At 63.4% G+C, this 25,095-nt stretch carries 23 protein-coding genes, 1 other RNA gene and 1 pseudogene; 13 read left to right on the forward strand and 12 right to left on the reverse strand.

Translation table 11 applies throughout. The features are described 5' to 3' along the window. Nucleotides 1-15: 15 nt before the first annotated feature. The 3 genes from GXY33_10790 to GXY33_10800 are packed head-to-tail and all read left to right on the forward strand — an operon-like array spanning nucleotide 16 to nucleotide 2,740. Complete coding sequence (locus GXY33_10790; protein NLX05619.1) at nucleotides 16-789, forward strand: type I 3-dehydroquinate dehydratase; 774 nt, start codon at nucleotides 16-18, stop codon at nucleotides 787-789. A 7-nt stretch (nucleotides 790-796) separates the two neighbouring features. Further along, the gene (locus tag GXY33_10795) at nucleotides 797-1,765 is read left to right on the forward strand and encodes an NAD(P)H-quinone oxidoreductase (protein ID NLX05620.1); all 969 of its coding nucleotides are present in this window, start codon (nucleotides 797-799) and stop codon (nucleotides 1,763-1,765) included. 15 nt (nucleotides 1,766-1,780) lie between these two features. Further along, complete coding sequence (locus GXY33_10800) at nucleotides 1,781-2,740, forward strand: hypothetical protein (protein ID NLX05621.1); 960 nt, start codon at nucleotides 1,781-1,783, stop codon at nucleotides 2,738-2,740. 8 nt (nucleotides 2,741-2,748) lie between these two features. Here the strand turns inward: GXY33_10800 and GXY33_10805 are convergent, their stop codons facing one another. The 6 genes from GXY33_10805 to mraZ form a co-directional block, all read right to left on the reverse strand. Next, nucleotides 2,749-3,243 carry a hypothetical protein gene (locus GXY33_10805; GenBank protein NLX05622.1) on the reverse strand — a complete coding sequence of 165 codons (495 nt, stop codon included), beginning with the start codon at nucleotides 3,241-3,243 and terminating at the stop codon, nucleotides 2,749-2,751. A gap of 22 nt (nucleotides 3,244-3,265) precedes the next feature. Continuing rightward, a complete protein-coding gene (locus GXY33_10810; GenBank protein ID NLX05623.1) occupies nucleotides 3,266-3,574 on the reverse strand; it encodes a hypothetical protein in 309 nt (102 codons plus the stop codon). A gap of 135 nt (nucleotides 3,575-3,709) precedes the next feature. Next, entirely contained in the window at nucleotides 3,710-4,762 is a 1,053-nt protein-coding gene (locus GXY33_10815) for a LysM peptidoglycan-binding domain-containing protein (GenBank protein ID NLX05624.1), read from the reverse strand. Between the two features lie 68 nt (nucleotides 4,763-4,830). Further along, nucleotides 4,831-5,751: a 16S rRNA (cytosine(1402)-N(4))-methyltransferase RsmH gene (gene rsmH / locus GXY33_10820; protein NLX05625.1), complete on the reverse strand. Its 921-nt coding sequence runs from the start codon at nucleotides 5,749-5,751 to the stop codon at nucleotides 4,831-4,833. Between the two features lie 201 nt (nucleotides 5,752-5,952). Continuing rightward, nucleotides 5,953-6,192: a hypothetical protein gene (locus GXY33_10825; protein NLX05626.1), complete on the reverse strand. Its 240-nt coding sequence runs from the start codon at nucleotides 6,190-6,192 to the stop codon at nucleotides 5,953-5,955. Between the two features lie 87 nt (nucleotides 6,193-6,279). After that, the gene (gene mraZ, locus GXY33_10830; protein ID NLX05627.1) at nucleotides 6,280-6,765 is read right to left on the reverse strand and encodes a division/cell wall cluster transcriptional repressor MraZ; all 486 of its coding nucleotides are present in this window, start codon (nucleotides 6,763-6,765) and stop codon (nucleotides 6,280-6,282) included. A gap of 314 nt (nucleotides 6,766-7,079) precedes the next feature. Here mraZ and GXY33_10835 point away from each other — a divergent pair, with 314 nt between their 5' ends. Continuing rightward, nucleotides 7,080-8,366 carry a sigma-70 family RNA polymerase sigma factor gene (locus tag GXY33_10835; GenBank protein NLX05628.1) on the forward strand — a complete coding sequence of 429 codons (1,287 nt, stop codon included), beginning with the start codon at nucleotides 7,080-7,082 and terminating at the stop codon, nucleotides 8,364-8,366. Between the two features lie 52 nt (nucleotides 8,367-8,418). Beyond that, on the forward strand, nucleotides 8,419-9,300 hold the full coding sequence (locus GXY33_10840) for a hypothetical protein (GenBank protein NLX05629.1): 882 nt from the start codon (nucleotides 8,419-8,421) through the stop codon (nucleotides 9,298-9,300). Nucleotides 9,301-9,332: 32 nt separating this feature from the next. Here GXY33_10840 and GXY33_10845 read toward each other — a convergent pair whose 3' ends face one another. Beyond that, complete coding sequence (locus tag GXY33_10845) at nucleotides 9,333-9,530, reverse strand: cytosolic protein (protein NLX05630.1); 198 nt, start codon at nucleotides 9,528-9,530, stop codon at nucleotides 9,333-9,335. A 393-nt stretch (nucleotides 9,531-9,923) separates the two neighbouring features. On the opposite strand from GXY33_10845, the gene ssrA reads away from it, so the two are divergent. The 3 genes from ssrA (at nucleotide 9,924) to GXY33_10860 (ending at nucleotide 13,506) form a co-directional block, all read left to right on the forward strand. Beyond that, nucleotides 9,924-10,278: a transfer-messenger RNA gene (gene ssrA, locus GXY33_10850) on the forward strand. A gap of 67 nt (nucleotides 10,279-10,345) precedes the next feature. Continuing rightward, a complete protein-coding gene (locus GXY33_10855; GenBank protein NLX05631.1) occupies nucleotides 10,346-12,049 on the forward strand; it encodes a response regulator in 1,704 nt (567 codons plus the stop codon). A gap of 104 nt (nucleotides 12,050-12,153) precedes the next feature. Beyond that, nucleotides 12,154-13,506, forward strand: coding sequence for a hypothetical protein (locus GXY33_10860; GenBank protein ID NLX05632.1), 1,353 nt, complete (start codon nucleotides 12,154-12,156; stop codon nucleotides 13,504-13,506). 15 nt (nucleotides 13,507-13,521) lie between these two features. On the opposite strand, the gene GXY33_10865 is transcribed toward GXY33_10860, so the two are convergent. From GXY33_10865 to GXY33_10875, 3 genes are read right to left on the reverse strand one after another with little or no spacing between them, the layout of a single operon-like run. Continuing rightward, nucleotides 13,522-14,796, reverse strand: a complete 1,275-nt coding sequence (locus tag GXY33_10865) for a glutamate-5-semialdehyde dehydrogenase (protein ID NLX05633.1) — start codon at nucleotides 14,794-14,796, stop codon at nucleotides 13,522-13,524. Between the two features lie 21 nt (nucleotides 14,797-14,817). Next, entirely contained in the window at nucleotides 14,818-15,897 is a 1,080-nt protein-coding gene (locus GXY33_10870; protein ID NLX05634.1) for a hypothetical protein, read from the reverse strand. Next, nucleotides 15,890-16,693, reverse strand: coding sequence for a TIGR00159 family protein (locus GXY33_10875; protein NLX05635.1), 804 nt, complete (start codon nucleotides 16,691-16,693; stop codon nucleotides 15,890-15,892). Before GXY33_10875 ends, GXY33_10870 begins: the two co-directional genes overlap by 8 nt. 468 nt (nucleotides 16,694-17,161) lie before the next feature. Here GXY33_10875 and GXY33_10880 point away from each other — a divergent pair, with 468 nt between their 5' ends. The 5 genes and pseudogenes from GXY33_10880 to scpB all read left to right on the forward strand — a co-directional run bounded on the left by GXY33_10880 (nucleotide 17,162) and on the right by scpB (nucleotide 22,458). After that, nucleotides 17,162-17,701: a hypothetical protein gene (locus GXY33_10880; protein NLX05636.1), complete on the forward strand. Its 540-nt coding sequence runs from the start codon at nucleotides 17,162-17,164 to the stop codon at nucleotides 17,699-17,701. A gap of 144 nt (nucleotides 17,702-17,845) precedes the next feature. After that, nucleotides 17,846-19,219 (forward strand): nicotinate phosphoribosyltransferase, encoded by a 1,374-nt coding sequence (locus GXY33_10885; GenBank protein NLX05637.1) that lies wholly within the window; start codon nucleotides 17,846-17,848, stop codon nucleotides 19,217-19,219. A 25-nt stretch (nucleotides 19,220-19,244) separates the two neighbouring features. Then, entirely contained in the window at nucleotides 19,245-19,874 is a 630-nt protein-coding gene (locus GXY33_10890) for a cysteine hydrolase (GenBank protein ID NLX05638.1), read from the forward strand. After that, nucleotides 19,871-21,526: an NAD+ synthase gene (locus GXY33_10895; GenBank protein ID NLX05639.1), complete on the forward strand. Its 1,656-nt coding sequence runs from the start codon at nucleotides 19,871-19,873 to the stop codon at nucleotides 21,524-21,526. Before GXY33_10890 ends, GXY33_10895 begins: the two co-directional genes overlap by 4 nt. A gap of 80 nt (nucleotides 21,527-21,606) precedes the next feature. Continuing rightward, nucleotides 21,607-22,458 (forward strand): annotated as a pseudogene (gene scpB, locus GXY33_10900) (SMC-Scp complex subunit ScpB). A gap of 288 nt (nucleotides 22,459-22,746) precedes the next feature. On the opposite strand, the gene GXY33_10905 reads toward scpB, so the two are convergent. Both GXY33_10905 and GXY33_10910 read right to left on the reverse strand, forming a co-directional pair. After that, entirely contained in the window at nucleotides 22,747-23,907 is a 1,161-nt protein-coding gene (locus GXY33_10905) for a hypothetical protein (GenBank protein ID NLX05640.1), read from the reverse strand. Nucleotides 23,908-23,931: 24 nt separating this feature from the next. Further along, the coding region (locus GXY33_10910) for an alpha-L-fucosidase (GenBank protein ID NLX05641.1) at nucleotides 23,932-25,095 on the reverse strand (1,164 nt) is incomplete at its 5' end.

Here is a 25,095-nt window from a genome sequence, read left to right on the forward strand (position 1 = left end):
CGAGAGGAAAACACAATGAAACGTTCTTTTCTTGCCAGGCCGCATCCTGTAATCACCGGCATCATGGCCGGCCAGACGCCGCAGGAATTGATCGCACAATCAAGAAACGCGGAATTCGCCGGCGCCCAGGGCATTGCGATCGACCTGTCGGATTTGAAGCCGGAGTTCAGGAATTCCGAGTCGCTCAAGAGCGTCATCGACTCGACACATCTGCCGTTCATGTTCTTCCTTTACCGTAATGACAGGTGGGGCGACTCAAGTGACGATCAGCGGCAGGAGGTGCTGATTGCCGCCGCCGATGCCGGAGCCGCAATGATCGACGTGATGGGGGATCTGTACGATCCGTCCCCGATGGAAATAACGCACGATCAGAACGCCATCGACAGACAGAAACGTCTGATCGACAGGATTCACGCCAAGCACTCGCACGTGGTAATATCTTCTCATATGTCCTGTCCGCGGACAGCCGAGCAGGTTGTCGAACAACTGCGAGAGCTTGAATTGCGAGGACCTGACGTTGTCAAGATCGTGACCGCCGTCAATACGGATGATGAACTGGCTGAAGCCTTCCGGACGACGATGGTGCTCAGACGCGAACTCAAGACGCCGTTCATTCATCTCTGTAATGGGAAATTCAGCCGCCCGCATCGTTTTCTTGGTCCCGCCCTTGGCGTATCTATCGCCTTTGCGGTTCACAGCTACGAGGCGCGTTACGGAATGGGGCAGCCGACTATATCGGCGATGAAAGCCGTTTTGGATAACATGCACTGGAATATCAATGAGATTTGATGAGATGATGCACGCAATACTTGTCGCCGAAGACAGATCGCTCGTCTGGAGCGACGTACCGGAACCGGTAGTCAAAGATGGCGAAGTTCTGATTGACGTGCACGCCGCCGCCCTCAACCGCGCTGATCTGCTGCAGCGGGCCGGCCAGTATCCTCCGCCGCCCGGATGGCCGCAGTGGATGGGCCTCGAGGTCGCGGGCGTCGTCGTCGAAGCGCCTGCCGGGTCCCGCTGGAAGAAAGGCGACGCGGTCTGCGCCCTGCTCGGCGGCGGCGGATACGCCGAACGGGTTGCCGTCCCGGCCGACCTGGTCCTGCCCGTGCCGGAGGGGCTCTCGATGGTCGAGGCTGCCGCGATTCCGGAGACCTTCGCCACGTCCTACCTGAACCTCCGCCTCGAAGCGGGAATGAAAGCGGGCGATACCGTGCTCATCCAGGCCGGAGCAAGCGGGCTGGGCATCGCGGCGATCCAGTTGGCCAAACTCCTGGGCGCCAAGGTGTTGACCACGGTCGGATCGGCTGAAAAGGCCGAGTTCGTCCGCCGCCTCGGAGCGGACGTGGTCACCAACCACAAGACCGACGACCTCGGGGCGGCCATGGATGAACACCCGGTTGATATCGCCCTGGATTGCGTCGGCGGACCCGAGCTCAGCCGCTGGATCAACAAGATGGCCGTCGGCGGACGATGGATCCTGATCGCTACCCTGGGCGGAAACACCGCCGAAATCGACCTCACGTCGTTCTTCAAACGGGGCATCCGGCTCATCGGCAGCACGCTCCGCAGCCGCACCCACGCCGTGAAGGCCAAGCTCCTGGCCGACATGGAAGCCCTGCTCTGGAGCAAGTTCTCTTCCGGGGAAATCAAACCGGTGATCCATGCGACCCTGCCGATGACCAGCGCCGAAGAGGCTCACGCCATTCTCCGGAATCGTGAGAACATAGGAAAGGTCGTTCTGACCAACCCCTGTCATTGCCCTTAGGAGGTTCCAAGAGCCATGGACTCTGTGACTGTCGCCGACACGCCGGCACGCCCGGAACTTACCCGTCTTCCATTCGCCTGGCCGGATGCGATGGAAAACGCCCCCGTCGTCCACGACGGGCGGCCCTTGCTGGTGCTTAACTACCGCGACGACTCGCGGGGCTGGCACGACCACTACGCCCAAGACATGTACCTGTACATTGTGGACCTCTGGACCGGCCAACGCGTCGTCGAATTCGGCCGGGGCCATTCCTGCGTCAAAGCCTTCGTCGACGGCCAGCGCCTCCACGTCTACGCCAGTGAGGCGACCAACTACGATTACTTCCAAAGCATCTATGACTTCTGGACCGAGGACCGCAAGACCTGGCATCGCCAACTGGTCCTGCGGAAGGAAGAAGGCGGCCCGCACATGTTCAACCCCTCGGTCTGCCGCGACGATCAGGGTTTTCTGATGGCCTACGTGGCCTACGCCAAGGCGCGGGATCCAGCCTCCTTCCCTTATTTCAGGTTCGCCCGATCCAGTGACCTGGTCCACTGGGAGAAGGTGCCGCAGCTCGCCTTCGCCGGGCCGTCGGGCCGACAGTACAGCAACACGCCCGCCATCCGCTACGTCGCCCCCTGGTACTACGTGATCTTCTACACGACGGTCGACGAAACCGGCCGCATGGCCGACACCTCGTCGCGCTACGTCTCGATGATGGCCCGGTCAAAGGACCTGGTGCGATGGCAGCTCAGTCCCTTGAACCCCGTCCTCCAACCCGAGTCCGGAGAAGGGATCAGCACCTCAGACGTGGAACTGATGGAGTTCGAGGGCAATACGTACCTCTTCTACGCCGCAAGCAACCAGATGGACGGGCCGGCCGGCTGGTCAGCCGTACGCATGGCGCTGCATCCGCGATCGATGAACGAATTTCTCGAAGGGTGGTTTCCTGAAGGGGCCGCCATGGAGGAAGTCCTGACCTGCCGGACATGCTGACGCTTCCGCTACGGCTCGACCCGGAACATCAGCAGGAATCTGATGACCCACGCAACGGTGAAGACGACGAACGCCGACGCCGCGATCCAGAGGCCGATCGTCGGTACGCTCGACTCCGGCCACAGGTTCTGACGGATCACCAGTTCGGCCAGCACGATCAGAAACACGAGCGTGGCCGTCCCGTAGCTGCGGATCGACTCGCCGAGCCGCCCGTAGGTCGCCTCACGGCGATCCGGAGCCAGCCAGTACTCCCGGTTCGGGATGTTGATCAGCGAAGGCGGCGCCTTGCGCAGGATAACCTCAAGCCCGGCAAAAACCACCACGCAGACCGCGACCATGAGCAGATGCAGGGCAAAGAACAACGGCTTGGCCATCGAACCGCTCGGATCGCCCGCCGCGTCGTAGGTCGAAACCACCCGGTCGAGCAACCGCGGCCAGTACCACAACGTCTGGATTACTGCCGCCGCCAGCAGCACTCCGTAAACCATGTACCGCTGTGGCATGCGTTTCCCCTTGGTGCCCGCTTCAATCGTGCTCAGCCGGCGAGGTAGGCTTGGGAGTCGTTCCGGAGGACGGCGCGTTGGGGTCCGGAAGCGTCCAGCCCTGCAGCCCGAAGTCCCACCGGTCGAGCTGTTCCATCAGGAATCGCGGGCTCTGCATCTGCCAGAGCTCAAGCCGCTTCTGCGGATACTTGACGTTCTTGAGCTCCAGATACCGGTCGTACTCCTGCTGAATCCGGTACGCGTAGTTCGCGTTCGACCAGCGCAGGTGAACGCTGCCGGCCGCGATCGCCGCCAGACCCACGATCATCACCACGACCCGAAACAGAGTCATCCGATCTCCTCGTCGCCGCCGACCCAGACCGCCCTTATCATAAACTCACGCCCGCCCTGGCGTCCAGAGCGGGCGTGAAAGACACGTGGTAGGAACGGCTGCGCCCGACCGACGCCCCGTCCTCTTTGGGTCGTACTACTCAATGGCCGAAGTCCCTCCCGCCGCTAACCCATCTATCGCAGTGGGCAACAACCGGATCTTCTGACCGCTCTGCAAAAGGTGTGGATTCTCGATGAGGTCGCGGTTGGCCTTGTACAACTCGTGCCACGCGCCTTCATTGCCGTAGATCTTCCTGGCGATCTTGGCCAGCGTATCGTTGGACTGCACCGTGTACCATCCCCCCGAACCCGCCTTGGCCGGAGCTCGCGAAGCCGAGTCGAGCGAGGCACGCCCGATCGGGCTGCCAGACACCTCGACCAGCACCGGCCTTTCGCCCTGGTCCGGCTGCTCCTTGCGGACGACCACCACCGGCGCCTCCGCGCTCGGCGGCGCCGCCGGCAGCTTGACCGTCTCGCCGACCTGAAGCTTCTCGGGTTTGCTGATCCCGTTGACTTCCATCACCACCTTCAGCATCCGGTACGCCCGGCCGGGATAGTACTTGCGGCAGATCGCCGCCAGCGTCTCGCCGGACTCGACGGTATGGGAGCCGATCGTCGCCGCTTGGGCCGTCTCAGCCGGCGGGTCGATTGTCTGGACCACCGTCACCGGCGCGACTTCCGAGGTGTTCTGGGCGACCTCGACCGTCACCGGCTCGGCCGTCGCCGGTTCAGCCGGAGGATTGGACGCGGGGATCTGGACCATCGGCCGCGTCGGCTTCGAGTCCAGCAGCTTCTTGAGCGCCGGCGAGAGTTCCTGCGCCGTCTCCGTGGCGGGCTCGGCGGACGCCGGACGCGCCGGCTCGGTCCGTTCCACCGTCACCTCCGTCGGTTCGACCGACGGCTGGCCCGCCTCGCCTATCTCGGCAGCGGCCGGGGCCGCGGGTCGGTTCTCGACGGCGGGCTCGTTGCGGACCAGGCGGAAGGGGGCCTGCGGCTCGACCGGGGCCACCAATTCGACCACCGGATCCAACGCCGCCATCGGCGTGGTGCCCGTCGGGTTCCGGCCGGTGCCCTTCTCCGACAGGATGATTCCGAACAGGATGATAAATGCCAGCCCGACCAACAATCCGATCTTGGTTTCCCGCGTCATCGCCATCTCCTTATGGCCCAATCCCTCGACGTGCTCCCGGCACGAATCCCTTCAGCCGCACACTATCCTTATATCGAACCGCGAACTTCAGATGATGAAACTTTTTCGATCGCCCGCAATTTCGCCGATCGCGACCGCGGATTCCGCAGCACTTCGCCCGGTTCCGCCGTCAACGGCTTCTTCGTCAGCACGCGATATCGGCCGTCCTGCTCGCGCTGGCGGAAGGCTTCCTTCACCAGCGAATCTTCGAGGCTGTGGAAGCTGATCACCGCAAATCGCCCACCCGCCGCCAAACGGTCCGGGGCACTGCTCAACAGTTGCTCCAGTTGCCCCAACTCGTCATTGACCGCGATCCGCAGGGCCTGAAACGTCTTGGTCGCCGGGTGAATCCGGCCGGCGCTGATCCCTTTCGGGTCCAGCCCCAATGCCCGGCAGACAATCTCCGCCAACTGCACCGTCGAGTCGAGCCGCTGGTTGCGCCGGGCCTGGCAGATCATCGCCGCGATCTTCCGGCTGCGACCCTCCTCGCCGTACCGGTAGATCAGGTCGGCCAGTTCCTGCTCCTTCAAGCCGTTGACCAGGTCGGCCGCCCGGGTTGGCTGCTCCGGATCCATCCGCATGTCAAGCGGCCCGTCCTGGGCGAACGAAAACCCTCGCTCAGGACGGTCGAGCTGGAACGCGCTGGTTCCGATGTCCGCGTAGATGAACGACACGGGACCGACGCCGCTCCGATCCAGGATATCCGGCAGCTCGCCGAACCGCCCGCGGACCAGCGTCACCTTCGCCGCGTGGTCCTTGAGCTTCTCACTTGCCCGCTCCAGCGCGGCTGGATCGGCGTCGATGCCGATGAGCCTTTGGAGCAGGGGACAGGCCTGCAAGATCGCCAATGCGTGGCCGCCGCCGCCCAGGGTGCAATCCACCCCGATTTCCTCGGGCTTGGAATCAAGCACGCCGATGAGTTGGCTCGTCAGGACTGGGATGTGCTGCAGGGGGCCGCCGGTCACGTCGATCCATCAGTCTCAGTCAGAATTCCATTCCGTCCACTGACATTATCGGACGTTCAATTGTACAGAAGAAGCCGTCTTGCATCAACTGCAAAAGAAGTACTGATAATCTACGTCAGACCAGCAGTAATTTCAATGGTATTTTACTAAGATTCTGGGCCCAAAGGCAAGAAAAACTGCGATTCGTCAAGCATGGCTGGCCAGACGCGCGGCTTGAGAGGAAAGGCGAACCTGACCGAATCGCCCGCCCAAGCGCTGGAGACGCCGGACCTTCGCCTGGATCCGCTCCATCGCCGTCGTAAGTGTTTGGCGATCCACAGCTTGTCCGTCAAGAGCGGTGCGAATGGCAAGTAGATCGGCGGCCGGGCCCAGAATCGGCGGGCAGGGGGGTGCCTGACGGGTGACGGCGGTGGCGGTCTGGGTCATGGCGAGTTTCCTTGTGCAATTCCGTTTGCGACTTGCCGACCAAAACCGCGGCAAGTTCCTTTCGCCGCGGTGTTTACCGATGGGAGCTTACGTTTCGGGCCTCGACATTGGGCCCGAGCCAGGTGTCATCCTTGCCAGCCTGGCCCGGGTAAGCGTCTGGCTGTACTCCGAGAGTCCGTTCTCAACATACTGCTCCCAATCTTCGCGGTTCCATATCTCCAGGTGATCCCTCACGCCGATGATGACCACATCCTTGCCAAGCTGAGCCCTGCGTATCATGCGATCGGGAACCAGCACCCGACCGGTGCTGTCGATGTCCAGCAGCGTGGCCAGCCCGAACGTCAACTGCTCGAACTGCATCACGTTCTCGTCCGGGATGAGCTCAGCCGGCATCCGGTTGACGAGCTGCTCGTAGTACTGGTCCGGATAGAGCCAAAGCCGCTTGTTCGCGCCCAAAATCAGATAGAATTTGCTGCCGACGGTCTCCGGGCACAGCAACTGCCGGAACCGGGCCGGGATCGACAGCCGGTTCTTCTGGTCGAGCGTGTGTTCATGCTCACCGGTAAACAGCAAATGCCTGGCCCTCTATGGCTCTGGACTCGGGGAACGATGGTATTCAGGTTTCCAAAATGCAAATGACGGTCAACCCGCAGATTCTGGTGCATCCTTGCCGTCTCGTGCCACTTTCGCGGTCCCTCATGGGTTGACATGGGATATCCTACCACTTTTTGGGAACCCGTCAACGATTAAATCAGGCGAAAAATCGAAAAAAACTAAAGTCCTCGGACCCCGCCTGCCAACGGAGGAGCTACCAGGGATCTTCTCAGAAAAAAGTATGTTCGTGGGAGACTGAGGTCTCTTTGGGATGAAAGGTGGTTCTGCAAGGTATGAGCGAGCTGGAGGAACAGGTAGCGCGAGCGAAGGCGGGAGAACTGGGCGCCTACGGCGAGATTGTCCGGAGGTTCCAGGACATGGCTTTTGGCTACGCCTGTTCGATACTCGGTGACTTCCATCTGGCCGAGGACGCCGCCCAGGACGCCTTCGTCGAGGCGTACCGTCGGCTTGGGCAACTCACGGTGCCGCAGGCGTTTCCGGGGTGGTTTCGCCGGGTTGTCTTCAGCCGGTGCGCCGCCACACTGCGGCGAAGACGCGAATTGACCGCCGACGGCAACGAGGTAGACGCCATTGGCGATGCCGCCGACGGACCGGCTGAGACGGCCGAGCGTCGTGAGATGCAAGCGGCAGTTCTGGAGGCGATCCGCTCCTTGCCGGAGATCCAACGCACCGCCGCCACGCTGTTCTACATCAACGGCTATTCACAGAAGCAGTTGGCTGAGTTCCTTGAAGTGCCGGTGACCACCGTGCAGAAACGCATTCACGACGCGAGGAGAAATCTGAAAGGGAGGTTGCTGAAAATGGTCGAGGACACGCTCAAAGAGAACTCACCGCAGCGGGATGAGGCGAGCGACAGGGTCCGGTTCATGCTTGGTCATGCCGAGCGGATCGGCCAGGGAGTTCCGATCCTTGCCGGACTCGAAGCCGCCCGCGACCAGATGACAACGCAGAAGATGCGCAACCACGCGCAGGAAGTCATCGACGACGTGCTGGCCGGCCGGTCGATCCGCGAGTCGCTGGTCAAACGTCGCTGGCTTCTGCCGCCGATGGTCTTGCTCCTGATCCAGGCCGGCGAGTATCTGGGGGAGTTGGACGTCCTGATGCGCATGGCGGGCCATTGTCTGCGCGAAGGACACTACGAAGCCGACCCCGACGCATTCACGCGGGCGAAGGACTACCTCCTGCGGCGCGTTCTCAAACAGGGATTGGCCAAAGGAGCACAGGCGGTGGTGATGGACAGCCGACGCGTGTCTCCGATGCCCGACCTGAAGGAACGATACGACAAGATATGGATCGAGTTGCTGATGCCCGATGGTTCGCGCGAACGAGTCGAGCCGCTCTGCCCGCCGGACCACTTCAACAAGTGCTCAGCCGGCATCAAGATGGACACCATCCTCGATCGCCAGCAAGAGGGCGATCAGTTGACCGGCATGTTCCGCCTCCGCCTCGACCCTGCTGACTCGACCGAACAGCTCTTCCCGATCACCTTTCAGCCGTTTCGCGACGGCGAGGAGATACGAATCTGCTTTCAACCGATAGAAACGGAGCATTCCTCCTGAGCGATTGTGACAGTATACTGCAGCTTCAAGCGGCGCTGACGAGGAGGATGCCTTGAGAAAAATACTCTACCTGACGGATTCGCACATCGGTGCGGATACAACCGCGTGGTGTCAGCAGCCGTGCTGTCCGCATCTGCTGCCGGACCTGTGGAACGATCTGCGCGAGTTCGTGGCTGCGAACCCGTTGGACCTGGTCCTTCACGGCGGCGATCTGACGCACCACGGGACGGTCGACGAGCAGCGGGAAGCGGTCCGGATCGCCGTTGGGCTGGGAGTTCCGTTTCGTCTCTGTCTGGGCAACCACGATCTGGCCCGGGAGGGGGCACTGGAATCGTGGCTCTCACTCGGCCACGAGCTCTTCGGTGAAAGGTCGACGCCGAGCGGCGACTTCGCGGTCGACCTGGGGTCGGCGATTCTGCTGGTCGCGACCAATACGTGGCGGGACTCTGACCAGCCGTGGTTCTGGTCGCTGGAGGAGGCCTTGTCAGGACCGGTCCTTGCCGACAGGCAATACATGTGGCTGAAGGAGCAACTGGCCGCGCATCGGAACAAGCCCGCCATCCTCGCGATGCACGAAACGCTCTACCCGCTGCCGCCGAGGCTGACCGGACTGGAGCAGCCGACGCACGAGCCGTCGGGTTTCGACGTGGCGCGGACCCGGGGCTTCGTGGAGGAACACGACCAGATTCGCCTCGTCCTCTCCGGCCATTGCCACGCGACCTGCCGGACGTACGATAATGGCTGCGTCCACCTGACGACGGGCGCCTTCTTTGAGCCGCCGTTCCAAGTACGGATTCTGACCGTGGATCGGAATGGAATCGATGTCGAGACGGTCTGCCCGTCAGCCGTGGCCAAGTACAACCCGCCGATCGACGAGGGGAAGACCTGGACCTCCGGCCAGCCGGTCGACCGCCGCGTCAGGATGAACTTCTGACCGCGCGGAGCCGCCGGCGCACAAGGCGCGAATCAGGCGATCAGTTTGGCCAGATGATCGCGAAACGCTTGGCTTTGCCTGGCCTTGATCTTGAGGCAGTTGGGCAGCGAGTTACCCGCCGCGTGGGTGGCGATGCACTGACAGCAGATGCCGTGGTTTTCGCAGTCGGTGCCGGGGCACGTGCAGTTCGCTTTGTTGGTCTCGATATTCACGCATTGGGTCTTGGCCATCCTGTCCTCCGAATGCCGCAACGGCGGGTCCGCATCTCAAAAGGGCACAAGGTATAGTGGGGCGAGGCGCACCGCCACAGAAAAACCGCCGGATCACCGAACGATCCGAAAGCCGCAGATCCCGGCGCACTGAGCCAACAAGCCGATGTTCACGGACACTTGCCGGCGTCAAGAAACGGCCGTAGCACAACTTGCGAGTTCCGACTGTGGCGGCAGTAGATTGGTAATTATTGTTGTCGATTAGTGACGGTTATATTATGCCGCCTTTCCTGGAAAATATTGGTTTTGGCAAAACCAAGGGTTGGCAAAGCGTCGATAGGATGTGTATAATACAAAGGCAGAATAGCAGATAGTATTCCTGCTGAGCGCTGTTTGTCAAAAGCACACGTGATTGGGGGCGACAGGTATCGACCGGACACGAAGAAGGTCAGGTGGCGTGCCCAGGTTCTCGGGAGGCCTGGTAAAACACCCGGGGATGCTAATTAAGCGTCAACGATAGCTACAGAATGGCTGCCTAGAGATAGGCTGCCCGTCCGAGGCTGATCGCCTGTGTCAGCCGAAGGACGCCAATTCAGCAGGCTGGTTCCGGCGTTGGGCCGCAGGGCGCCGGGGCGAGACACTCTGGGGCTGGGTCGGACGGATCCCGTTGCCGGGAGTCGGACGATCGAGATTAAAACGGCAACTATGCACGTAGAAGCCTGTCCGGAACTGTCACGGGACGGGGGTTCGAATCCCCCCGCCTCCATTTTCTCCCAGCGTGTGCGAACTCGCCGGAATGCATCGGCGAGCGACGTGATTTTGAGTGACGGAAGTCTATGAGAACCATCGTTCAGGGATGCCGGGAGACGGGACGAGTACGACACATCCTGGTTCTGCGGGGCACCCACGCCGGCCAAACGGCGTCGGACCTCTTCGAGACGCAGGACAACGTCGAGTACGTGGACACCTTCGATGCCGCGCTGGAACACCTGCGCAGCGCGTCGTATGACCTGGTGGTGATCGAAGACGCCGAATTCATGGCCTTCGAGCGGTCGGCCCTGGCCAGCCAGAGCGCCGTCCTGCTCGAGACGATCGGACACGGCCTGGGAATCCTCGCCTTGACGGGACGCTTTCAGTGGTGTAACGGCAAATTCGATCAGATCGCCAATGACGTCAAAGACAAGCTCAAGGCCCGATGCCTTGAGCTTTTTTCATCGGATATCGCCGCGGGTCGAAGCCGCGGCCAGGCGCGGCGGTTCTCCATCGCCACCGACGACGGCCGCCAGTATGAGGTCACCGCCTCGCCGGTCCTTGACAGCGACGAGAAATTCGCTCAGATCGCGGTCGTTGTTCTCGACGCGACCTCCAGCCGCCGGCTCCAGCAGAAGATGAACGCCATCGAGCGGGCGGGCGAGGAGTTCATCGCCCTCGAAAGCGAGGCCGTGGGCAAGCTCGACATTCCCGGCCGGCTGGCCCTGCTCGAGGAGAAGATCACCAACTGCACCCGCGATATCCTCGGGTTCGACAAGTTCTGCATCCGCCTGCTGGACAAACGCACCAACCGGCTGGAACTGGTGCTCTCGTCGGGATTGTCCGAGGAGGGGCGCGGAGTCGAGATCTTCGCGTCGGCCGAAGGCGAAGGCATCAGCGGCTACGTGGTGGCCACGAAGCGCAGCTACATCTGCCCCGACGTCTCCCGCGACGAGCGGTACCTGGCCGGCATCGACCAGGCCGGATCGAGCCTGACCGTGCCGCTGTTCTTCCACGACGACGTGGTCGGCGTGTTCAACATCGAATCCGAGCGGGTGGGGGCTTTCGGCGAGGAGGACCGCCAGTTCGCCGAAATTTTCGGCCGCTATGTCGCGCGGGCCCTGCGGATCCTCGATCTGCTCGTGGTCGAACGCCACGACGCCACCGGCCAACTGGCCGACAACGTCAGCTCCGGGGTTTCCGGGCCGCTCAACGACATCCTGACCGATGTCTCGACGCTGACGGAGGAGTACATCGGCCGCGACGACCTGCGGGCCAAACTCGAGGCGATCAGCCGGAACGTCGGCAAGGTCCGCGAGGTCCTCAAGCAGGCGGCGCAGGGACCCAATGGAATTCTGGACCATCACAAGGCCAAACCCATGAAAGACACCGTGCTCTCGGGCAAGACCATTCTCGTGGTGGACGACGAGCCGATCATCCGCGAGACCATCAACGAGGTTCTCAGCGGGACCGGGGCCGCGGTGGATATGGCCCGCGAGGGCAACGAGGCCCTCGCCATGCTCGGCGAGCGGCGGTACGACCTGGTGCTCACCGACATCAAGATGCCGCACAAGAGCGGCTACGACATCTTCGCGAAGGCCAAGGACGTCGACGCCGACCTGCCGGTGATCTTCATGACCGGTTTCGGGTACGATCCGAACCACAGCATCATCCGGGCCCGCCAGGAGGGCCTCTCCGGCGTCCTTTACAAGCCTTTCAAGGTCAGCGACTTCCTCGGCCTGGTCAAGGACGTCCTCCGCGAAGCCGCGGGAGAACCCAAGGTCTCCTAGCTCCCAACCCTCCGGTTGACCGCACGAGAGGCATTCCGTAGACTATCTGCCTGTGTGCGGAATCCGCGCGATGGCAATGGCCGTGCAATGGAGGCGGTTCAGCGGTGAGTGACCCTCAAGACGATCGGATCGTGGAACTGGAGCATCGGCTGGACGGCCTCGAACGCGGTGAGCGGCAGGCGGCCTTCGACGGACTGCTGACGCTGTGGCGCAGCGGCGGCGTGGCGATGCCGCCCGAACGACAGGCGATCAACGTCCACCTGCACACGTTCCACTCCTACAACGCCTACGGCTATTCGCCGACCAGGGTCGCGTGGCTGGCCCGGCAACACGGCTTGGCCGTGGCGGGGATCGTCGATTTCGACGTATTGGCCGGCATGGATGAGTTCCTCGCGGCGGCCCGGGCGTTGGACCTGCGGGCGACGGTGGGCATGGAAACGCGGGTCTTCATTCCCGAATTCGCCGACTGCGTGATCACCTCGCCGGGCGAGCCGGGCATCTCATACCACATGGGCATCGGCTTTGCGACATCGGAACTGCCTGACGATCTGGAACGCTACCGTCGAAACCTCCAGACGGTCTCGCAGGACCGCAACCGCCGCCTCGTCGAACGCGTCAACGCCTACCTTCAGCCGGTCGTGCTCGACTACCAGCGTGACCTCGCGGACCAGACGCCTTCGGGCAATGTCACCGAACGCCACATCTGCGACGCCTACGTCCGGAAGGCCGCTGAGACCTTCAAAGCCAAGGAGGAGGTTCTGCAGTTCTGGGCCGCCAAACTGAGCGTGCCCGCGGAGGCCCCGGAACTGGGGCAGGAAAACGCCCTCCGCTCGCTGGTCCGGTCGCGGACGATGAAGAAGGGCGGCGTCGGCTACATCGAGCCCGACACCGGTTCGTTCCCGAAAATGGAGGAGTTCAACCGGTTCGCCGCTGGCGCCGGAGCGATGCCCGCCCTCACCTGGGTCGACGGCATCTCCGAAGGCGAAAAGCGGATGGAGGAACTGTGCCGTCTGGCCATGCGAAGCGGCGTGACCGCGATCAACGCGATTCCCGATCCGCGCTACACGCCTCACAAAGGCGCCGAGCGGGAAAAGGTCAGGAATCTGCACGACCTGGTGGCCCTGGCCCGCCGGCTTGGACTGCTGATCATCTCCGGCACCGAGATGAACATCCACGGCCAGAAGTTCGCCGACGATTTCGGCGACCCGGACCTCCGTCCGGTCGGCGATTACCTGATCTTCAGCGCACAGGTCTTTTACGGCCACACGGTCCTGCAGCGGCAAGCGGGCCTGGGTTACCTGAGCGACTGGACGACGCAACACCTGGCGGCACTGGACCGCCGCAACGAGTTCTATGCCCTGATCGGCCGGACGATCCGCCCGTCGTGCGAGGCGAGACTGGGCCCACTCACCGAACGCGTAACGCCCGAAGAGGTGATCGCCGCCGCGCGAGGCTGACGCTTGCGGCCTGCGCTACTGGCGAAGCTGTCCGTGGCCGCGGACCACGTACTTGTACGTCGTCAGGTCGCGGGCGCCCATCGGGCCGCGGGCGTGCAGCTTGTCGGTGCTGATCCCGATCTCCGCCCCGAGGCCGTACTCGTACCCGTCGCTGAACCGGGTCGAGGTGTTGACCATCACGCTGGCCGTGTCCACGTTCTGCACGAACTCCTCGACCGCGCAGACGCTGTTGGAGAGGATCGCGTCGGTGTGGTGCGACCCGTACGCGTTGATGTGGTCGATTGCCTCCGCCACGCCGTCGACCACCTTGACCGCCACGATCAGATCGAGATACTCCGTGGCCCAGTCCTGTTCCGAAGCCGGCTTGGCCTGCGGGAACAGCCGGCAGGTTTCGGCGCACCCCCGGATCTCGACTCCGTGGTCGGCCAGATGGCCGCAGATCACCGGGACAAACCGCTCAGCGATCGCGCGGTGGAACAGGATCGTCTCGGCTGCGTTGCACACGCCCGGCCGCTGGCACTTGGCGTTGATCACCACCTTGTCCGCCAGCTCCAGCTCGCACTCGCGATCGACGTACACGTGACAGTTGCCCGTGTAGTGCTTGATCACCGGGATCCGCGACAGCTCGACCACCGCGCGGATCAGGCTCTCGCCGCCGCGCGGGATCACCAGGTCGATGTACTGGTCGAGCTTCAGCAGCTCGCCGACCAGGCCGCGGTCGGTCGTCGCGATGACCTGCACCGCGTCCAGCGGCAAACCGTTCTTCGCGAGCGCCTCTCGCAGGACGGCGGCGATGGCCAGGTTCGAGTGGATCGCCTCCTTGCCGCCGCGGAGGATGCACGCGTTGCTGGACCGCAGGCACAACCCGGCGGCGTCGGCGGTGACGTTCGGCCGCGACTCGAAGATGATCGACACCACGCCGATCGGCGTCCGCACCCGCTCGATCCGCAAGCCGTTGGGCCGAACGTAGCCCTCGATGACCTGCCCGACCGGATCGGTCTGCTCCGCCACCTGCTCCAGCGAAACCGCCATCGCCTCGATCCGCTTGTCCGTCAGCTCAAGCCGGTCCAGCATCGCCGCCGATAGCCCCGCTTTCCGCCCGCCATCCAGATCCTTGGCGTTCTGGGCCTGAAGCTGTTTGACGCCCCGGCGGACCAAATCCGCCATGTCGCGCAGGGCGCGGTTCTTCTGGTCCACCGACGCCCGCGCCAGGGCCAACGCCGCCTTTCGCGCGTTGCCCGCAACCTTCAGGCTGTAGGCGGCCAGGTCCGTGATGTTCGACTCCGTCATCGTTGCGCCTCCTGCTGAAACCTACCGGGCGGGAACGGGAATGGCCGCCTCGGCCGCCTCCTTCTCCACGAGTTGGAAATCCACGTGAGGCTGTTCCTCGACGATCACGTTCCGGGCCCGCTCGGGCAGAGAGAAGCGGACCTCGCGGGGAAACGGCGTGCTGGTCCGGGTCCGATCCTCTTCGTCCAGAATGATGTAAGGTACGATGTCCTCCGGTTTCAGACTCTCGATCTGGTCGATAGGACCGCGGAAAACGACGGCGATCTGCTGATTGGGAAGAGTAATCGATACGTCATACGCATTGAGCAGGTCCACCGGTCCGCGAACCTGCACCCGGGCGAACTTGAATTCCTTCGTGACGTACTGCTTCTGGATCTGGAGCTGGACGCGGACGTGATCGGGTTCGGTCGCGATCGGATGCCCGCCCAGCGTCTGCTGCGGAATGGGAAACTTCTCGTCGATCACCTGGTCTTCCGGACGGTTCCGCAGCCGTTCTTCGATATCGACGGTCACCACCCGCTCATCGGCCCGGACCGACTCGAACGCCGACCGCGGCAACTCGACGTTCACCGTCGCCGGAGTCACCGCCGGATCGGTCGTCTGGATGCTGCCGCGCAACACCCGCACCGGCAGCGGCACCGTAATCATCTTATCCACCGCGACCTTGATCTCCGCCGGCGACGCCTCGGCCACCGCGATCGCTGCGAAACGCCGCGGCATCGCCGACGTCACCGCCTCGCGCGTGTCCAGCACCAGCGGCGCCAGCGAATCCTTCTTGACCACGTATTCCGGCGCGAACCGCCCGCCCACGATCTCGCGCCGCAGCAGCTCCAACTCGCCGCTGGGGCCCGAAAACGTGACCTCCAGCTCGACCCGGTTTTCGCCCGGATTGGGCTCCACGAGTTGGACCAGCAGGTCGGAATTCCTCGCCGCTGTGACCCGCAGCATGAGTTTTTCCACCCCCGTCTTGCTGCTGATGCGGTCCGCGTAGAACCAGATCAGGGCCGACAGCAGGGCCACCGGCACGAACGTGGCCAGAAAGCTCCGCGTCTTGCCCGCCAGCCGCTGCCAACTCCGGATTGAACCTGTGGCCTCATTCACGCTTGCCGCCGATCTCCAAAAGCCGTTTCAGGTCGCGGTCCAGGGCCTCCGGGGTCAGTCCGCGATACAGCTTGCCCTGGACGGCCATCGAAATGTTGCCCGTCTCCTCGCTGACCACAATGACCACCGCGTCGCAGTCTTCGCTCAGACCGACCGCCGCCCGGTGCCGCGAGCCGAGAGTCGGATCGACCTGGTCCGAATCCGTTAACGGGAACTGGCACGCCGCCGCCGCGATCCGGCCCTCCTGGATCACCACGCCCAGATCGTGCAGCGCCGTGCCGGGCCAGAAAATCGTCCGCAGCAGTTCCGGCGTGATCACCGCGTCCATCCGGACCCCGTTCTCGACGATCGACCCCAGTTCCACCTGCCGCTCGATCGCGATCAGTGCCCCGATCTTGTTCATCGAAAGCGACCGGACCGCGCTGACGATCGGAGCGGTCGTCTGCTGCGTGTCGCTGATGAAACGTCGCAGCCACGTCGCCTCGCCCAACCGCATCAGCGCCCGCCGCAACTCCGGCTGGAACACCACCAACGAACCGAAAAAAATCAGATAGACCATCGGGCTGAACAGCACGTTGATCCGGTCGAGGTGGAAGTGGGCCGCCAGCACGTCGAGAACCAGGAACAGACTGACCAGAATGACGATCAGCCCGCGCATCAACCGTAAGCCGCGGGTGCCTCGCAAAAAACGCCACACCACGTACAGGACCAGGCCGATCAGCAGCAGCTCAAAGCCGACCTTACCCCAGCCGTATTCCGGAATTCTCTTCAGATAGTCTTGTACGATCTGCCACATGCTCGGACGCCAGGAGACAAACCAGCCACACCCGTCGTTCGCTCAACTCGGACCCTCGAACCGCCCGCACGGGCATCCGGATAGGCCCACCTAATTATTACCCCGCCGACCCTCAAATGAAAGCTCCAAAGCCGGAATCATCTTCGACGACCCGCCGCTGTCGCGTTGCCTTGCCGCCATCAGGTTATCGGGCGTTGTGCAGGACCAACCGAGAGATGCCGGAGAACCGGAGAGGATGGCTGCCCTCCCTACGCGGGACTGGAGCAGACGACCAGGACTTTGGATCAGACTCGGACCTCAGCCGACCCGCGGCACTCGCCCAAGCGCTCACCCGTCTCGCCATCCCGGACTAACGGCGACCAATATAGTAGTTTTGTCTGCATGGTAGTCATTCAGAAATGACGAAGAGTAAAACGGTCTCCGGTCCGTCTATAGACTACAGAGTTCCAAGCTACCGAGGGACAAACAATGACCAAACGTGAACTGGCGATCCTGGCGTTTCGACTGCTGGCGGTCTGGTCCGCCTTCTACGCCGTGCTCAGATTGGACATGGTGATTGGAATGTGGCAGGTGACCAGGCGGTCGCTGGTCGATGAGGGAATGCCGATTGTTGTCCTGAGCTTCCTCCCGTTGGTTCTCGGCCTGATCGTCGCGTGGCTGATCTGGAGCAAGGCGGCCGCCCTGGCTGATCGCGTCGGACTGGCCGAGCCCGAGCCGGCCCGCGGCACGCCATTGACCGCCGAAACCGCGATGATGGTCGCCTTCTGCGCGATTGGGGCCTACGCCCTGATCCTCGGGCTGCCGCGGATCGGCCAGACCATCCTTCATGCCGTGCTGATCAGGGATTACGCCCAGATGGATACATGGTACTTCACCGTCCGGGAGGGTGCGGCGGCCCTCCTCCAGGTCGGTCTGGGCCTGTGGCTGCTCTTCGGCGGCCGCGGCCTTGCCCGGTTCGTCCACCGCGTTCGCACCGCCGGCCTCCCACAGGACAGTCACAACCCGTAGACGTCCCGCGCCGGCCGCACCCCTTCCGCCACCCAAGCCGCAACAGCCCAGCCTGCCAACCGCGCAAATCGCGACCGGGCGTTGCTATTCGGCTCCGAATGTAGAAAATTGACGTTTTGTGAACTGGCCGAAGGAGCCAAGCCGGTGCGTGAACCGCTTTCGCTGTTCCCGGGCGACGACGTCCTGGGACTGATGACCGATTTTTACGAACTGACAATGGTCGCCGGGTACTGGTCGACCGGCCACATGCCCCGCGCGACCTTCGAAGCGTTCGTCCGCGCGCTGCCGCCGAACCGCCAGTACCTCCTGACCGCCGGCCTTGAACAGGCCGTTCACTACCTGTTGAACCTCCAGTTCACCGGCCGCGACATCGACTGGCTGCGAAGCCTCGACGAATTCCGGCACGTTAAACCCGGCTTCTGGAACTACTTACGCGCGTTCCGCTTCGACGGCGACGTCTGGGCCGTTCCGGAGGGTACGGTGATCTTCGGCGGCGAACCGCTGGTCCGGATCGCCGCGAGCCTGCCCGTTGCCCAACTCGTCGAAACCTACCTGCTGACCACGCTGAACGTCCAGACTCTGATCGCCACCAAGGCGGCCCGGATATGCGACGCCGCCGAGGGTCGTCCGGTAGTCGACTTTGGAGCCCGCCGCGCCCACGGTCCGCAGGCTGGACTGCTCGCCGCCCGGGCCAGCTTCATCGGCGGCTGTGTGGGAACCAGCAACGTTCACGCAGCCAGGACGTTGGGCATCAAGCCGGTGGGAACGCAGGCCCATTCATGGATAATGAGCTACGACGATGAGTTCCAGGCCTTCCAGGCCTACGCCGACGTCTTCCCCCAGAACACCATCTGCCTGATCGACACCTACGATACGATGGAGGGGGCCAGAACTGCTGCCCGTCTCGGCCACGTGCTTAAGGGGGTGCGGCTTGACAGCGGCGATCTAGTGCAACTGTCGCACAAGGTTCGCTGTGTGCTCGATGAGGCGGGCCTAAACCACGTCAAAATCGTGGGTTCCAGCGACCTGAACGAATTCACCATCCGCGAGATGCTCGCTGCGGGGGCCAGAATCGACCTTTTCGGTGTGGGGACGGACATGGTCACCAGCAAGGATCAGCCGGCCCTGTCGGTGGTCTACAAACTCGTCGAGATCGAAAAGGACGGCGCGCCGCGACCGGTGGTCAAGCTCTCAGCGGGCAAGGCAACGCTCGGTGGCGCCAAGCAGCTCTTCCGCTTCCACGACGGAAGTGGACGGTTCTGCCGTGACGTATTGGCTAAGGCCGACGAGACGCTCGAAGGCGGCGAGGCCCTGATGGTGCCGGTGATCCACTCGGGCAAGCTGGTTGCCGAACTGCCGGATCTGACGGCCATCCGCCAGCGGGCCCAACAGCAGATCGGCTCGCTGCCGCCACACCTGCGGGAGTTCCGTGGTCTGGCCGACTACCCGGTCGGACTATCCGATGGGCTGCGCCGCGTTCAGGAAAATCCAGTGCAGGGGGTACAGTACGACATATAGAATATAAGGAGATGGGTAGTCAATCATGATGAGGAAGAAATTTGAACGCGTACTGATCGACATCGACACCCAGCGGGATTTCATTGATCCCGACGGGGCACTCTTCTTCGAAGGTGCGGAAAAGACCATCCCGAATCTCGAAAAGCTGTTTGCCTGGGCCGCCGACAGGGGGGTGCCGATCATCTCGACCGTGGATTCCCATGACCCCGACGACCCCGAGTTCGCCGACTGGCCGCCGCACTGCGTGCTCGATACCTGGGGCCATGAAAAGCTGCCCGAAACCCTCATCGAGCCGCGAAAGGTGGTCCGGCGCGAGGGCGAGACGCTGGACGTCGATAGTCTTTTCGAGCGCTACCGGCAGGTGATCTTCCAGAAGCAGACGATCGGCCTCTTCGACAACCCGGCGCTCCAACAGGTGATTTCCGAACTCGACGTCGACTGCTACATTGTCTGCGGCGTCGCGACCGATTATTGTGTTAGGTCCATGGTCGAGAAGTTGCTCGAAATGGACCGGTGCGTGGAACTGGTGGTCGACGCCATCGAAGGCATCGACAAGCAGACGTCCGGTGATTTGGTCAAGACGTTCATCAGCCAAGGAGTGGCGCCGATGACCACGGCCGCCCTCGTGGCACGGCAGGAAGCTGGCGAGACATGAGAATTGCCCTGGCCCAGATCAACCCCGTCGTGGGTGATATCGAGGCGAACGCCGAGAAGATATGCGACTACACGCAGCAGGCCCGCTCGCAAGGCGCAGCACTGGTGATTTTCCCGGAACTGGCCCTGGTCGGCTATCCGCCCAAGGACCTGCTCGTCAAGCCCAGCTTCGTCGAGCGCAACCTGCGCGTCCTGGAGGAACTGGCCTCACGGACGCAGGGCATCGTCTCGCTGGTCGGCTGCGTCCAGCGGAACCTCCTGCCTCGCGGCCGGGCGCTGCACAATTCGGTCGCGGTGCTCGCCGAAGGCCGGGTCGCCAGCGTTCACCACAAGTCGCTGCTGCCGACCTATGATGTGTTCGACGAACTCCGCTACTTCGAGCCGGGCTCCATGAAGGCCCTGGCCCGGATCGACGGCCGGCGCGTCGGCATCAGCGTCTGCGAAGACCTCTGGACGGTCCAGGACGTGGTCGGCCGCGTCCTCTACCACTACGACCCCATCGCCGAACTGGCCAAGGAAGGGGCGGAGCTCTTCATCAACGCCGCCGCCAGCCCGTTCGCCATCGGCAAGGCCCGGATGCGCTCCGAACTGGTCTCAGCGCATGCCCGGCGTTTCGGCCTGCCGCTGATCTACGTCAACCAGGTCGGCGGGAACGACGAGTTGATCTTTGACGGGGCAAGCTGCGTCTACGACCAGTCCGGCCGACTGCTGGCCCGCGCCCGCAGCTTCCAGGAAGACCTGCTGGTGGTCGATCTGGACGGCCGATCGGAAGGCCGGATCGAGCCGCTGCCGGAGGACGTCGAATCCGTCTTCTCCGCCCTGACCCTCGGGTTGGGCGACTACGTCCGCAAGTGCGGCTTCAGAAAGGGCGTGGTCATCGGCCTCTCGGGCGGAATCGACTCGTCGGTGGTGGCGGCGGTGGCGGTCGAGTCCCTGGGGCCCGAGAAGGTCCTGGGCGTCATCATGCCGTCGAAGTTTAACAAGGAAAGCAGCATGGACGACGCCCGCAAGCTCGCCGCGAACCTGGGCATCCGCCACGAGGTCGTGCCGATCGAGTCGACGCGCCAGGTCTTCGAACGTGAGCTGGCCGAGCCCTTCGCCGGCACGCAGCGCGACGTGACCGAGGAGAACATCCAGGCCCGCATCCGCGGCATCATCCTGATGGCTTTTTCCAACAAATTTGGTTATCTTGTCCTGAGCACCGGCAACAAGAGCGAGCTGGCCATGGGCTACTGCACGCTCTACGGCGACATGGCGGGCGGCCTGGCCGTCATCAGCGACGTGCCCAAGGGCCTCGTCTATAACCTGGCCCGGTACGTCAACCGCGCCGGCGAGGTGATCCCCGCCGATGTGCTGACCAAGCCGCCGTCAGCCGAACTGCGGCCGAACCAGACCGACCAGGACAGCCTGCCGCCTTACGAGGTGCTGGACCAGATCCTGCGGCTGTACATCGAAGAGGAACAGTCTGCCGAGCAGATCATCGAGCACGGCTTTGAGCCGGAACTGGTCGAGAAGGTGATCGTCACCGTCGACCGCAACGAATACAAGCGCAAGCAGGCGGCGATGGGGCTGAAAGTGACCGGCCGGGCCTTCGGGTCCGGACGTCGCATGCCGGTGGCCCAGAATTTCCGGCAGTCGTTCGACGCCTCATAGAGAGCCGCGACCGCGAGGAAGCGGGGTTTCGTGGACGCCTGTTGGCATTCAGGCCGTTTGCCGCCAAAGGCAGAGGACTTATGACGGAAGAAGAAAAAAGCATCGATCAAACGCAGGATCAGCCTCAGACCGACGCCGCCGCATCCGGGCCGGTCGACCCGACCGCCGAGGATGACCAGGCCCGGCAACTGGTCGAGGACGTAGCCGCCTTCGTCGATCATCCGGATCAGGATGCAGACGACGCCGAGACGGCCGAACCCGGCGACGAAAAAGCCGAGCCTGCACTTTGCGAAGAACCGGCTGAGGAGACCGAATCCGCAGACGATACGGCTGCCCAAACGTCGGATCCCGACCAGGAGTCGGACGACCAGGACACCCTCGCACCTCCGCTGCACATCGCCGCTCCGGACGGCGCCGAGGTCACGCCGCGGCAGATCGTCGAGGCCATCCTCTTCACCTCTGACGCGCCGCTCTCGCCGGCCAAGATCGCCTCCGCGGTCGGCGCCATCGGCAGCCGCGACGTCCGCGAGATCATTGACCAGCTCAACGCCGACTACGCCGCCGCCAACATGTCCTTCCGCGTCGAGCAGATCGCCGGCGGCTACCAGATGATGACCCGGCCCGAATACGCCGTCTACCTCCAGGAGTTCTACAAGGTCCGTAGCGAGAGCCGCCTCTCGACCGCCGCGCTGGAGACCCTCGCCGTGGTCGCCTACAAGCAGCCGGTGCTGCGGGCTGAGATCGAGGCCATCCGCGGCGTGGCCTGCGGCGAGGTACTTCGCTCGCTGATGGAAAAGGGACTGGTGAAGATCGTCGGCCGGGCCGAGGAACTCGGCCGGCCCATGCTCTACGGCAGCACCAAGAGATTCCTCGAGATTTTCGGCCTCCACGACCTCAAGGACCTGCCCAAAGTCCCCGAACTCATCATGCCGCACCGCGACCAGCCAAAACCAACCGACCCGCCGCCCTCGCCAACCGAACCCGCCGCCGAAACGGCCACAGAAGCCACGGCTGAACCCGAAGCCGCTGCGCCCGCCGCCGAGCCGACCGAACCGCCGCCCGCAACCGAGGAAACCCCCGAACCACAACCGGAACAGGAGCCTCCGACTTCACCGATTGAATAGGTAGCTTGTATGGCGGGTCGTTCTGCCGTAGACCGCCGAATTGGCCCGCCATCTTCTGCTCGCGGGATGCAAGTCGGTGAAACGACCGCATCACGGTTACTTCCTCGATGCAATCTTCCTGAGCAGGTCGTCCGCCTCGTCGTGCCGATGGAACCGCCGCATCTGTTGCTGGAAGTCCGGAGTGTGGGCGGCCTTGCGGCCGTTGGACCAGCCAATGCCCAGCTTCTTGTGCAGCAATTCGTGGTACACGATCGAATCCACCACGAACTCCGGCACGTCCTTGCGGTCCAGCGTCGAACTGACCATCACCGCGTCCCGCACCAAATCGTAGTGGCCAAAGATCCGGCCGGTGAACCCGCGACTCCAGAACAGCTTCGGCCGCGCCATCGCCCCGCCGAAATACTCCGCGTTGACCCGCTCGAACGACGCCTTCAGATCGTGATACACGCCGGCTGTGCGCTCGGCCAGCCCGCCAAGCAGATCGAGGTCTTCGCGGACGGTCTGACAGGCGTCGCCGGTGAAAGCCTCAATGACCATCTGTTTGGTCTTGCCCTGCCGGAACATCAGGTCGGCCAGTTCGCGAAACTCGGCTTCGGTGAATGCGATCATCGGCGTGGGCAGCCAGACCCGCGTGCGGTTTCCGAACCGCTCAACCTTGAACAGGTTCTCCAGCGGGCGAAAGTGAACGAGGATCGGCCGGACGAACCGAGTCCTGTCGGAAATATCGAACACCCGCTGCGCCGTCCTCACCGCCCGAACGTACCGCTCCAGTGCTTCAGGTCGAGCGAAAACCCCCAACCATCCCCTCAGCGAACGGGTCTGTGCCGTCAGATGCTCCGGATCCAACATCTCACGGACGATGTGCTGCTCGATCCGCGCGCTGGTTGTCCGCAATGAACTGCCTGTTGAAACCAGGGCGGCACCCTCGGGTGATTGAGTCAAGAGATCGAGCAACCGCTCAACATAGCTTCGTAGACCGCGAAACGACACGGAGCCGGGCGGCCGGTGCGAAGCCGTCTGGTCCGTCGCGATCACATCGAAGTCCAACTCCGCCAGAAACCGGTACGCCCGACGCGACGGCGGCGGCAGCGACTCCGCCGTCCCGCCATGCTCAGCCAGCAGGCGATTGACCTGCGCCAGAAACGACCGCGTCGCTTTTTTCAGGCTCGCCAGCCGCGCCGGCGCGACGGGTTGCCCCAGTTCGCGGCGAACCCGGTCAGCCATTTTGACGATGCCCGTTATGCGGATTGACTTCACGATCAGTCCATGCAGAGACGCGAGTCAACTCTCAATTGCGCCCTTGCCGAAACCGCTCCACGCCTTCTTCGCCCACGGATGGTAGATCATTGGATCGCAACCCCACAGCCGGCCCTTGGCCCGCTGCGTCGGCTCCGGCGGACGGCTGAACGTCAGGCGGATCACCGGAAACAGCTCGCTGGGCGCTTGTTTCGGCAGGGGGGATAAGTACAGGTGCTCCCCTTCCTGACGGATCGTCAGCTTCTTGCCCGTCGTCAGCAGCGTCGCCGACGTCGGCTTGGTCTTCAGGCCCGCCACGTGCAGCGTCTCGCGCCCGTCCCAGAACCGGACCACCAGGTACAGGTTGTTCCCCTTGCGGATCTGCCAGCCGTAGGTGATGAACTCCGACACGTCGCCCGCCTGTGAGCCGTAGATGCACTCGCCGTGAAGCTTCATCCACCGGCCGATCTGCTCCATCCGCGACACGAACGGCCGGGGCAGCGTCCCGTCCGCTTTGGGCCCGACGTTCAACAGCAGATTCCCGCCCTGTCCCGCGCACTCGACCAGCATGTCGAGCAACTGGTCCGCCGGGCGGAAACGCTCACCGTTGGTATAACCCCAGAGCCGCCACGTCGACGTCTGGCACGACTCCCAGAGCCGGTTCTCCGCCACGATCTGATGCTCCGGCGTGCCGTAATCGCCCAGCTTCTTCGACAACCCGTTGCCGGCTTGGGTCGGATCGTCATCGCCCAGCCGGTTGTTGATGAGCACGTCCGGCTGAAGCCGCCGCATCATCTTCACGAGCTTGGCGCTCTGCCAATCGGCCGCCGGATTCGGCCACGCCCCGTCAAACCACACCAGGTCGATCTTGCCGTAGTTGGTCAGCAATTCCCGCACCTGCCCGTGGACGTACTCGCGAAACGCCGACCAGCCCTCCGGATCGCGCCTCGCCCCCGCCCAGTACGCCGAAACCCGCCAGTCCGCCAGCGAATAGTACAATCCCAGCCGCAGCCCAGCCTCGCGAAACGCCCGAACGTACTCGCCCACCATGTCCCGCTTCGGCGCCAACGCCGCGCTGGTGTAGTCGGTCAGCTTCGAGTCCCACAGGCAATACCCGTCGTGATGCCGCGTCGTCAGCACGGCGTACTTCATCCCAGCGTCCCGCGCCACCCGCGCCCATGCCTGCGGATCGTACTTCTTCGGATTCCA

The sequence above is a fragment of the Phycisphaerae bacterium genome (assembly GCA_012729815.1).
GTDB lineage: Bacteria > Planctomycetota > Phycisphaerae > JAAYCJ01 > JAAYCJ01 > JAAYCJ01.

What these genes read in the sequence shown, in the direction of transcription:
- GXY33_10895 (NLX05639.1), top strand. Translation starts at nt 19,871, where the DNA reads ATGAGAATTGCCCTGGCCCAGATCAACCCCGTCGTGGGTGATATCGAG.
- GXY33_10790 (NLX05619.1), top strand. Translation starts at nt 16, where the DNA reads ATGAAACGTTCTTTTCTTGCCAGGCCGCATCCTGTAATCACCGGCATC.
- GXY33_10805 (NLX05622.1), bottom strand. Translation starts at nt 3,243, where the DNA reads ATGCCACAGCGGTACATGGTTTACGGAGTGCTGCTGGCGGCGGCAGTA.
- GXY33_10890 (NLX05638.1), top strand. Translation starts at nt 19,245, where the DNA reads ATGATGAGGAAGAAATTTGAACGCGTACTGATCGACATCGACACCCAG.
- GXY33_10800 (NLX05621.1), top strand. Translation starts at nt 1,781, where the DNA reads ATGGACTCTGTGACTGTCGCCGACACGCCGGCACGCCCGGAACTTACC.
- GXY33_10810 (NLX05623.1), bottom strand. Translation starts at nt 3,574, where the DNA reads ATGACTCTGTTTCGGGTCGTGGTGATGATCGTGGGTCTGGCGGCGATC.
- GXY33_10835 (NLX05628.1), top strand. Translation starts at nt 7,080, where the DNA reads ATGAGCGAGCTGGAGGAACAGGTAGCGCGAGCGAAGGCGGGAGAACTG.
- GXY33_10845 (NLX05630.1), bottom strand. Translation starts at nt 9,530, where the DNA reads ATGGCCAAGACCCAATGCGTGAATATCGAGACCAACAAAGCGAACTGC.
- GXY33_10815 (NLX05624.1), bottom strand. Translation starts at nt 4,762, where the DNA reads ATGACGCGGGAAACCAAGATCGGATTGTTGGTCGGGCTGGCATTTATC.
- GXY33_10865 (NLX05633.1), bottom strand. Translation starts at nt 14,796, where the DNA reads ATGACGGAGTCGAACATCACGGACCTGGCCGCCTACAGCCTGAAGGTT.
- GXY33_10795 (NLX05620.1), top strand. Translation starts at nt 797, where the DNA reads ATGCACGCAATACTTGTCGCCGAAGACAGATCGCTCGTCTGGAGCGAC.
- GXY33_10855 (NLX05631.1), top strand. Translation starts at nt 10,346, where the DNA reads ATGAGAACCATCGTTCAGGGATGCCGGGAGACGGGACGAGTACGACAC.
- GXY33_10880 (NLX05636.1), top strand. Translation starts at nt 17,162, where the DNA reads ATGACCAAACGTGAACTGGCGATCCTGGCGTTTCGACTGCTGGCGGTC.
- GXY33_10825 (NLX05626.1), bottom strand. Translation starts at nt 6,192, where the DNA reads ATGACCCAGACCGCCACCGCCGTCACCCGTCAGGCACCCCCCTGCCCG.
- GXY33_10875 (NLX05635.1), bottom strand. Translation starts at nt 16,693, where the DNA reads ATGTGGCAGATCGTACAAGACTATCTGAAGAGAATTCCGGAATACGGC.